The sequence below is a fragment of the Streptomyces sp. MnatMP-M17 genome (genome assembly GCF_900091995.1).
GTDB lineage: Bacteria > Actinomycetota > Actinomycetes > Streptomycetales > Streptomycetaceae > Streptomyces.
In genome coordinates this window covers 1-6,661 of sequence record NZ_FMDK01000412.1, presented here as the reverse complement: position 1 = coordinate 6,661, position 6,661 = coordinate 1, and the positions used below count along the sequence as shown (strand labels likewise).

The 6,661-nt window shown below is 68.3% G+C and carries 5 protein-coding genes and 1 pseudogene; 2 read left to right on the top strand and 4 right to left on the bottom strand.

What is annotated here, in order from left to right; translation table 11 throughout:
- Nucleotides 1–88 precede the first annotated feature (88 nt).
- The 4 genes from GA0115259_RS19045 to GA0115259_RS19030 all read right to left on the bottom strand — a co-directional run bounded on the left by GA0115259_RS19045 (nt 89) and on the right by GA0115259_RS19030 (nt 3,746).
- Complete coding sequence (locus GA0115259_RS19045; protein WP_093598438.1) at nt 89–757, bottom strand: LytR C-terminal domain-containing protein; 669 nt, start codon at nt 755–757, stop codon at nt 89–91.
- Between the two features lie 114 nt (nt 758–871).
- Nucleotides 872–1,174 carry a type II toxin-antitoxin system VapB family antitoxin gene (locus GA0115259_RS19040; protein WP_023540426.1) on the bottom strand — a complete coding sequence of 101 codons (303 nt, stop codon included), beginning with the start codon at nt 1,172–1,174 and terminating at the stop codon, nt 872–874.
- Between the two features lie 260 nt (nt 1,175–1,434).
- A complete protein-coding gene (locus GA0115259_RS19035) occupies nt 1,435–2,967 on the bottom strand; it encodes a M28 family metallopeptidase (protein ID WP_093598435.1) in 1,533 nt (510 codons plus the stop codon).
- Between the two features lie 173 nt (nt 2,968–3,140).
- Nucleotides 3,141–3,746 carry an HhH-GPD-type base excision DNA repair protein gene (locus tag GA0115259_RS19030; protein WP_093598432.1) on the bottom strand — a complete coding sequence of 202 codons (606 nt, stop codon included), beginning with the start codon at nt 3,744–3,746 and terminating at the stop codon, nt 3,141–3,143.
- A 223-nt stretch (nt 3,747–3,969) separates the two neighbouring features.
- Between GA0115259_RS19030 and GA0115259_RS19025 the strand changes: the two genes are divergently transcribed.
- Both GA0115259_RS19025 and GA0115259_RS19020 read left to right on the top strand, forming a co-directional pair.
- A complete protein-coding gene (locus GA0115259_RS19025) occupies nt 3,970–6,255 on the top strand; it encodes a family 2 encapsulin nanocompartment cargo protein terpene cyclase (protein ID WP_176732589.1) in 2,286 nt (761 codons plus the stop codon).
- A 155-nt stretch (nt 6,256–6,410) separates the two neighbouring features.
- A pseudogene (locus GA0115259_RS19020) lies at nt 6,411–6,661 on the top strand (hypothetical protein); the annotation flags it as partial.

Genomic DNA, 6,661 nt, shown 5'->3' with positions numbered 1-6,661 from the left:
CGTAAATCATGCCGTCCGGACATGTACCTCCGGAGGCCCCGGCACCCGCACCACCCACCGGCCCCCGCGCCGCAGGCGCGTTCCGCGGCTAATGGGGCTGCGGCGACGGAGAGCGGGGCTGTTGGGCCGGGTCCGTCGCGCAGGCGGAGTTCTTGGCCGCCGCGCTCACCAGCGTCGCCAGCGCCTCGTCCGCGTCCTTCTGGACGTTCAGTTTGGTGAAGGTCGTGCCGAGGAGCAGATCGACGTCCGCCGTCTTGCGCGAGTCGGTCTTCGTCGCGGCGCCCTTCAGCTGTGTGCCGAGCACCGTGAGCGCCGTGTTCCAGGCACTCGGGGAGCCCAGCAGTATCCCGGCGCCCTGGATCTTCTTGTCGTACTTGGCCGGAGCGTTGCCCACCTTGCCGATGAGGAAGCCGCGCTTCTTCAGCTCGTCGGCCGTGGTCTTGGCCAGACCTCCGCGCGGCGTCGCGTTGTAGACGTTGACCGTGATCTGGCCCGGTTTGGGCAGTGCCATGGCCGCCGTCGAGGAGGTCTTGCAGCCGTGCTTCCGGCCGGCGGCGGCGGCGAGTTTCTTGCCGCTTTCGCCCGAGAAGACATCGATGAGCTGCATGGTTCCCCAGCCGGCCAGGCCGAGGGCGACGATTGCGGAGGTGCCCGCGAGTACCAGCCTGCGGCGGTGCCGGGGGCGGCGCATCCGTGGGTACTTGTCACCCGTGATGCGGTACTTACCGCCCAGACCAGGGGGAGTGAGCATGCTCATGAGCGCAGCGTAGTGCGCGCCGATGGTCAGGTCCTACTAAATGATCAATGGGTTGAGCTGTCCGAGGTGCGAAAGGCCCCGAAAGGCGCAGTCATCACCCGTACGGACCCGCCGTCAGCCCAGATCCAGCTCCAGCACGCGCGCGTGCAGCACCTGGCGCTGCTGGAGCGCGGCGCGGACGGCGCGGTGCAGCCCGTCCTCCAGATAGAGATCGCCCTGCCACTTCACGACATGCGCGAAGAGGTCTCCGTAGAAGGTGGAGTCCTCGGCGAGCAGCGTCTCCAGGTCCAATTGGCCCTTGGTCGTCACGAGCTGATCGAGGCGGACCGGGCGCGGCGCGACATCCGCCCACTGCCGGGTGCTTTCCCGGCCGTGGTCGGGATACGGCCGCCCGTTACCGATGCGCTTGAAGATCACACGGAAAGCCTACCGGGCGACCGGCTCCGGGCGCAGCCATGGCGCCGGAGGACAAAGGTGGCATTCCGTGTCACATCAGGAGTAAAGCGTGAACGGAACCCATTCGTCCGCCTGGTCTCCCGCCTCGATCACGGCCGATCACGGCCGATCACGGAGGATCCGGGCTGATCCGGCCGATCCGCCGGTCCGGGCCGCGTGTCCGGAAGCCGTACGCCGTGGGTGCGGAGGCTCCGCGCCCACGGCGTACGTTCAGTGCTCCGTCACGCCGTGGGCGCGTGGCCGCGGCCGTGGGTGCGGTGCTCGGCCGGAGCGCTCTCGGCCTTGCCGCGCGCCGGCGCGGACTGCTTCTGCGCCGGAGTGGAGAGGGAGCGCAGGTCGTGCGCGTAGGTGCCAACGGCGTTGGCGATGACGCCGATGTTGACGCCGAAGGCCTTCATGTTGATGTTGGACAGGTTGTCGCAGGCGGAGTGGTAGCACTTGTCGAACGCCACACCGGCCTCGCCGCCGTACTTCTTGGCCTGGGCCGCGCTCTTGATGCCCTCGGCGCCGGTGAAGGTGCCGCCGGAGGCGATGCCCGCCTCCATGAAGGGACCGTAGTCGGAGCGGCCGTCGAAGTCCGTGCCCTCGTGCGGGACGCCCTGGCGGTCGAGGAAGTCGGTGATGCCCTTCTCCAGCTGGGCCGAGCCCTCCGGGCCCGGTCCGGCGCCCGTGGCGTCCGAGTCGTCGCCGTCGTAGACGAACTGCGCGGCGTTCGGTGAGGCGATCATGTCGAAGTTCAGATAGAGCGCGATGTCCGCGCGCTGTTCCGCGGTGAGCCGGGTGACATAGGACTCGGCGCCGAGCAGTCCCAGCTCCTCCGCCGACCACCAGGCGAAGCGCACCTTGTTCGTGGGCTTGTCATGGGTCTTGGCGAGCTTGAGCGCCACCTCCAGCAGTCCGGCCGAGCCCGAGCCGTTGTCGTTGATGCCGGCGCCCTCGGTGACCGAGTCGAGGTGCGCGCCGAGCATGACCGTACGGTCGGCGTCGCCGCCCTTGGTTTCGGCGACCACATTGCGGGTGGTGCGCTCCTCCTGGAGCTGCCGGAGCTCCAGCGAGATGGTCACCGGGCCGGTCTGGGTCTCGGCGACGAGCGCCTGGCCCTCGGCCTGGGTGATACCGCCGGTGGGAATCACTCCGGCGTCGGGACCGCCGAGCGTGCCGTTGAGCGAGCCCGCGGTGTTGTTGTAGATGACCGCCGCGACCGCGCCGGCCGCCGCGGCCTCCCGCTGCTTGGTGGCGAAGTCGCAGCCGCCGCGCTGGATCAGCGCGATCTTGCCGGTGAAGGCCCCGGCGGCGTAGTCGGCGGGCTCGCAGCCCGTGGTCGTGTCGACCGGTACGGCGGCGAGCGCGGCCCGGGTGCCGCCCTCCGGCGTGGACTTCGTGTACGACATGGCCACTATGGCGACATCGCGCGGCGCCGGTGCGGTGACCGAGAGCTTCTCGGCGAGCGTCTCGATATAGGTGATGTCGAAGGTGTCGTAGGAGACGCGGTAGCCGGCCTTCTTGAGCTGGTTGTACACATAGGCGGCCGAGGCCTCGTGGCCGGGTGTGCCGGCGGCTCTGTTGCCGTCGGCGGAGTCCGCGATGGCCTGGAGCGCCTTGAGGTGCTTGTAGGCGTCCTTGGCGGATGCCTCGCGCACCAGCTTCCGGGAGAGCTTCGCCGCCTCCTTGCCCGGGTTGTGCGCTCGTGCGACGGCGGGCGAGGCGGACAGCAGAAGCGGCGCGGCGAGCGCGCTGACGGCCGCAACGGCCATGAGCCTGCGGGGAGTTGCCTTCACAAGGGTCCTTCCGGCGCGAACGGATGTGAGCGAACGTGAGGGAAAGCTAGCGACCGGTGCGCCGCCTGTGAACAGTTGTGTCGCAGGTCACGTCGTACAAGGGCGCATCGGCTCCGGATCGGCCGCGGACCGGTCGTGTGGCATGGGGCTCAGCGTTTGTCCGGAGGGCCGGCGCTCTTCGCCGCCTTCGCGGCCTGCTTGGTCTCCTGCTTGAACGCCCTGACCTTGGCCAGCGATTCGGGTCCGGTGATGTCGGCCGCCGAGCGGTAGGACCCTTCGTCGCCGTACGCGCCCGCGGCCTCCCGCCAGCCCTCGGGCCGTACGCCGTACTGCTTGCCCAGCAGGGCCAGAAAGATCTGGGACTTCTGCTTCCCGAAGCCGGGCAGCGCGTTGAGCCGCTCCCGCACCTCCGTGCCGGTGGCGACATCGCGCCAGATCGCGGTGGCGTCGCCGTCGTAGTGCTCGACCAGATACTGGCAGAGCTGCTGCACGCGTCCGGCCATGGAGCCCGGATAGCGGTGTACGGCGGGCTTCTCCGAGAGCAGCGCCACGAACGCCTCCGGGTCGTACGCGGCGATCTGCCGAGCGTCGAGATCGTCACCGCCCATGCGTACGGCGATGGTGTAGGGCCCGGAGAACGCCCATTCCATGGGAACTTGCTGGTCCAGCAGCATGCCGACCAGCGCGGCCAGCGGACTGCGGCCGAGCAGTTCGTCGGCATCGGACTGCTGTGCGAGCCGAATTCTGGTGCTCATTCCCCGATGATCACCCTGCCCTCGGCGTGACGCACGTACACACGCACCACTCGTGTGTTCATATGACTAATTTGTGGTGCGGATGGCGCAACCGGAGGGCGGGTAGATCTGGGCCGACCGGGTGAGACGGCGGGGGGGCGGTACGAGTGGTGTCGGCATTCCCTGACCGGGTCATTCCGGTGCAGGGACATATTCCGGAACCTTCGGGAAAGGCCGCTCGCCCGTGACACAGCCCTTTGAACTGCCGGATTTCTATATGGCCTATCCGGCCCGGCTCAATCCCCATCTGGAGGAGGCGAGGGAGCACTCCAAGAAATGGGCCAGGGACATGGGGATGCTGGAGGGATCGGGGATCTGGGAGGAGCACGACCTCGATTCCCATGACTACGCCCTGCTCTGCTCGTACACCCATCCGGACTGCGACGGTCCGGCGCTTTCCCTGGTGACCGACTGGTATGTGTGGGTGTTCTTCTTCGACGACCATTTCCTGGAGGTCTACAAACGGCCTCAGGACCGGGCCGGCGGCAAGGCGTATCTGGAGCGGCTGGCCGCGTTCATGCCGATGGATCTCTCCGCCGGATTTCCCGAGCCGACCAATCCGGTCGAGGCGGGCCTCGCGGATCTCTGGGCCCGTACGGTCCCGAGTATGTCCATGGGCTGGCGCGAGCGGTTCGCGGAGAGCACGGAGAATCTGCTCAACGAGTCCGACTGGGAGCTCGCGAACATCAACGCGGAGCGGATCGCCAATCCCGTCGAGTACATCGAGATGCGCCGGAAGGTCGGCGGAGCGCCGTGGTCGGCCGGGCTCATCGAGTACGCGGCGGGCGCCGAGGTCCCCGCGGAGATCGCCGGCTCCCGTCCGCTGCGGGTCCTCAAGGACACGTTCTCCGACGGTGTCCATCTGCGCAACGACCTCTTCTCGTACCAGCGCGAGATCGAGGAGGAGGGCGAGCTGAGCAACGGCGTGCTCGTCCTGGAGACCTTCCTCGGCTGTACGACCCAGGAGGCGGCGGACGCCGTCAATGATCTGCTCACCTCGCGCATCCAGCAGTTCGAGCACACCGCGCTGACCGAACTGGGCCCGCTCTTCGCGGAGAAGGGCCTGGCGCCGCAGCTCTGCGCGGACACCCTGGCCTATGTGAAGGGCCTTCAGGACTGGCAGTCGGGCGGCCATGAGTGGCATATGCGCTCCAGCCGCTATATGAACGGCGGAGGTGCCGGACCGGCGGACCCGCTGCCCGGTGGCGCTCCGTCGTCCGCCACGTCGTTCTCGATGACTCCGGTCGGTCTCGGCACGGCCGCGGCCGATATCGCGAGAACGATCGGCGCGAGCGTTCCGGCGCGGCTGCGTGGGTACAGCCATCTGCTGTTCCAGAAGGTCGGTCCGTCCAGGCTGCCCGAGTTCCATATGCCGTTCGAGGCCGCTCTGAGCCCGCATCTCGACCACTCGCGCGAGCATGTCGTCGAGTGGTCCCACCGGATGGGCATTCTGGAGGCGCAGCCCGGCGTACCGGGCTCGGACGTCTGGGACGAGGAGCGGCTGCGCCGTATCGATCTGCCGCTCTGCGCCGCCGGTATCCATCCGGACGCCGCACCGGAGGCGCTCGATCTGACCTCGGACTGGCTGACCTGGGGCACGTACGGCGATGACTACTACCCGGTGGTCTACGGCACCGCCCGCGATGTGGCGGGCGCGAAGGCCTGCAACGAACGGCTGCTGCTCTTCATGCCGGCCGACACCGACGCGATGCCGGTGCCGACGACCGCCCTGGAGCGCGGGCTCGCCGATCTCTGGATCCGTACGGCCGGTCCGATGGAGCTCGATGCCCGGCGCACCTTCCGGGACGCCGTCGAGGAGATGATCGGAAGCTGGTACTGGGAGCTGGTCAACCAGGCTCAGCACCGGATCCCCGATCCCGTCGACTACATGGAGATGCGGCGGCGGACCTTCGGCTCGAACATGACGATGAGTCTGTCCCGGATCGGCCATGGCCGGGTGGTGCCGCCGGAGATCTACCGGACCGGGCCGATGAAGTCCCTGGAGAACGCGGCGCAGGATTACGCCTGTCTCATGAACGATGTGTTCTCGTACCAGAAGGAGATCGAGTTCGAGGGCGAGATCCACAATGGTGTCCTGGTCGTACAGAACTTCTTCGACTGCGACTATCCGACCGCCCTCGCCGTCGTCGACGATTTGATGAAGTCGCGCATGAGCCAGTTCCAGCATGTCGTCGCCCATGAACTGCCCACGCTGTATGACGACTTCGGTTTGGACGACGATGCGCGGCGGGTGCTCGACGGTTATGTGAAGGAGCTGGAGAACTGGCTCTCCGGCATTCTCGTCTGGCACCGGGACTGCCATCGGTACAAGGAGTCCGATCTGCTCCACGACCGGGTCGGTATCGCCCGCTGGAGCCCGCCCGTACCGAATGGAATCGGCACCTCGGCGGTACGGATTTCGCTGCCCGGCTGGGAATCTGTGCGACCGGTCCCCCATATGGTGCAGTAACTCGCTTGTGCACCACGGCGTTTGGCATCCGGTCAATGTGAGTGTCTACCGGACGGGGGCCGTGGGTGGCGAGCGGATACGCACTGTACGGGCGCGCGGAGCGGCTGGCGCCGCGCGCCCCGGAGCCCCGGGAGGCCCAGCGGGTGCGTACGGCGGTGCTGGAGGGCGTCGCCGGATGGGTTCCCGGGGAGCCGGTCCCCAATGAGGCGCTGCCCGCGTCCTGGGGAGTGGACGACGCATGGGTGCGTACGCGCACCGGTATCGCGAGCAGACACCGGGCGGGCGCGGGTGTGTCGACGGGAGATCTCGCGTACGAGGCGGCCCGACGGCTGCTCGGCGGCGCAGGTCCGGACCCGGGCCCCGGCCAGCGCCCGGGTCCGGAAGCGGGAGCGGGAGCGGCGGCCGA